The sequence below is a fragment of the Parafilimonas sp. genome (assembly GCF_047606085.1).
Lineage (GTDB): Bacteria > Bacteroidota > Bacteroidia > Chitinophagales > Chitinophagaceae > Parafilimonas.
This window is the reverse complement of record NZ_JASGEX010000167.1, coordinates 1-3,091: the sequence shown is the minus strand read 5'-3', so window position 1 is coordinate 3,091 and position 3,091 is coordinate 1. Positions and strand designations below refer to the sequence as shown.

General features: G+C 34.4%; 2 protein-coding genes and 1 pseudogene. 1 reads left to right on the top strand and 2 read right to left on the bottom strand.

The window, feature by feature from the left end:
• Nucleotides 1-461: 461 nt before the first annotated feature.
• Nucleotides 462-1,502 (top strand): thioredoxin-like domain-containing protein, encoded by a 1,041-nt coding sequence (locus tag QM629_RS14485; RefSeq protein WP_415160601.1) that lies wholly within the window; start codon nt 462-464, stop codon nt 1,500-1,502.
• A 344-nt stretch (nt 1,503-1,846) separates the two neighbouring features.
• On the opposite strand, the gene QM629_RS14480 is transcribed toward QM629_RS14485, so the two are convergent.
• Both QM629_RS14480 and QM629_RS14475 read right to left on the bottom strand, forming a co-directional pair.
• The gene (locus QM629_RS14480) at nt 1,847-2,194 is read right to left on the bottom strand and encodes an FAD-dependent oxidoreductase (protein WP_415160600.1); all 348 of its coding nucleotides are present in this window, start codon (nt 2,192-2,194) and stop codon (nt 1,847-1,849) included.
• Between the two features lie 672 nt (nt 2,195-2,866).
• Nucleotides 2,867-3,091: pseudogene (locus tag QM629_RS14475) on the bottom strand (IS630 family transposase); the annotation flags it as partial.

Here is a 3,091-nt window from a genome sequence, read left to right as displayed (position 1 = left end):
GTAATTCTATTCGGCCATTATCTTCAAAGTGGTTTGGCGGACAGTGGACGGCACGCATCTGGCAACAGTTTTCTTACACTTTATGCAACGTTTTTCGTTCCTAAAAATTCAGGTGTTGCTGTGTTTTATTCACTCAGGTATGCATGTAACAAGTGTATTTGTGTCAGCGGGGCTGACAGTAAGTTTTCTCAACAGCAGTTTTTCAATTAAGCGTTCCGTCGCGCAGAGACGGAACGTTGTCGGCAGCAACAATTTATTCAGCAATAGTTTATTAATTTAGCTTCGGTTATCAGCAGGACGGATAAATCCGTCCCGCCGAACACAAATACTTAACGTTGTATGCAACCAGTTGGACACATCGTATGAAAATAACAAGCATCTTCATTGTGACATTTTTATTTCTAATTTCTTGCAAAGACCACGCAGTGTCCGAAAAGACTACGGAAAAGATTTATAACGAAATGGTAATTATTGAAGGACATGTAAAAAACATGCCCGATGGAAAAATATATCTGACAGAAGCTCATCATTGGGACACTCCACTTGATTCAACAATATCTTTGAATGGAGATTTTGTGTTTAAAATAAAAGCCGATTCATCATTTGTGCCCTATATGGCGGCAATTCATTTTCCCGACAGTTCGAAGTCCACTAAAGTAGGTAGCCTTTTCCTGCAGAACTATATGTTTAAATCAGACAGCAGAAAGTATGGAATGGACGCATTTTATTTAGAAAGAGGATTTACCAGAATAGAGGGTGAGTATGAAAAGAAACCATATCCAAGGGTGTTTGCAGGAAAAGAAACGGATGTTATGTATAAAAATGTGTTTACAGATTTTGGCTGGATAGGTAATATTGATTCAACGAAACGCATTCAAAGAATTAATTTTTTTCAGAATGAAATAAAAAAGTATCCGTTTTCTTACTTCTTATTGCAAAGTATCTACAATGCAAAAGAGCAATACTCTGAAGAAGAGATAAGTAAAATTTTGGGATTGTTTAATTCCGACGTCCAAAAATCGAAACTTGGCGATCAATTTAGAAGTTATCTTAAAAATAGAACAGACTTCGGTAAGCCATATCCAAATTTGATGTTACTAACTTCAAGCAATGAAAGACAAAATATAATTGATACTAATTTCAAATTAACCATGCTTGTTTTTTGGGCAAGTTGGTGTGGTCCATGCAGAAAGGAAATACCGTTACTAAAAGAAATTCGAAATAAATATAAAGGGAAAGCGCTGAACTTAGTTAGCATTTCAATTGACGACGATAAAAACAAATGGACAAAAGCATTAAGTGAGGAAAAGATGAATTGGACTCAATACATTGTTGATGATGACAAAATTGATATGATTAAGCAACAATTCAATTTCTCAGTTATACCGCTTGTTGTGTTTACAGATAAAACGGGTAAAGAAATAAAAAAATTTATAGGTTACGACAAAGAGCAAAAAAATAATTATGAAATGGTAATTGATAATTTCTTTTATTCAAAATAGTTGATTTTTCCTGAGTATTAAAAAAAGGGTATGCATACAACATGGGGTTTTGTGCAAGTGCGGCACGACGTTGTAACTTCAGCTATCGCTATTCAGCTTCAGTCGGCTGACGGTTCTTTGTTCGGCTTTTGTACATATCTTCGGCAGCAGATAAACGCAGATTAAAAACATTTTTCAAACAATCATCTGCATAAATCCCCGAAATCTGCGGGCGAAAAATACAAATACAAAATCCCGATACCTTTGCTGGTCTTGTGACCAACGAAATTGATTATATGAATGATGATAACGTTTATGGAAATCCCTGCTGGTAACAACACCAGCAGGAGCAGAATATTTTTATCTTACCTGATTCCTGAAAGTTTTTTGTTGAAGTGAATAGGAATATTTTCTTCATTCAGTTTGTCAAGCAAAATCCGGTGCAATGCTTTACGTTTAATATTAACAGCAGGGGATTGATATTTTTTTAAATTAGTGAATCTGAATTTTGCCAGCCTGCTGTCTTTTGCATTTTTAAAAACTCCGTCTTTTACTATACTTCCGTTTTCAATTATCTCATTTTCTAATCCTAACTCTTTTAAAACAAGCATTCCATTGGAAATAATGTTCAGGCCTGCACCTAACATATTTGATGTATCCGTTACTTGAAAAATTTCTGCACTTTGCCTAATCTTTTTAAGAAACAAAGCCAATGCTGTGCCTGCAACGCCCCACCTGTGATAAGTATTTTTTTATTCAGAATCATTTGTTTTTCGCCTGTATTTTTTAGAATTTTCAATGTATGTGATAAGGATTTTTTTCCTCTGCCAATCCTGATACCCCATAATTATAAATTCAGCGTTGTCAATTTTTTTTTGAACTCTTTTTACCGATTTTATCCATTCCTCAATGTTAGCATCCGGCAGGCATCCTAATGCATTTTAAGAACCACATTGATGATCTGTTCAAACAAAATAAAATTTGCCTTTATGCCTCTTATGCCGTTCCCAATCACTGCTCCATCATAGTTTTTTACTTTTAGCTGTTTCGTCAGATCGTTTAAATCATATTGTATGAGGGTTCATCCCAATTATTAATATTGTTTTCATTGTATTCACTTTTTGTCTTTGATTAATGTTGTTGAGTTTTTTCACTATGCATGATATAGTAAAACATGCAACCCAAAAAGAGCCTATTATTATAGCATATCCGGTTATTTTTTTATGTTTTTCTTTAGTGCGCATCTTTTTTAACCTTACCTAAATAAACATAGGAAACAATAAGTAAGAGAATGCCGATTACAGGAATTAGGATATTACCAAAACCATCTGCCACAATAATAGAACAGGCAGCTCCTAATAAATTAAATGTAATGTAGTGTTAAGTTAATCATGAATTGACGGATATAACTTTTTCAATTTCAATTTCACTCTTGCATCTTTGGTTGTAAACTGCCAATTGATTTTACTGTTTTTATTATTTCTGTTGGCTTCCCATGCTTTAACTTCTTCAGTAATCATTGCCATGGTGGGTATATGTCTGTTTAAGCATTGCCCGTTTAATACATGCAGTTCGATTTCAGCCATATTGAGCCAACTGCCATGTTTGGG

Excerpts from the sequence above, each read along its gene's own strand:
- QM629_RS14485 (WP_415160601.1), top strand. The coding sequence starts at position 462 with ATGGTAATTATTGAAGGACATGTAAAAAACATGCCCGATGGAAAAATA.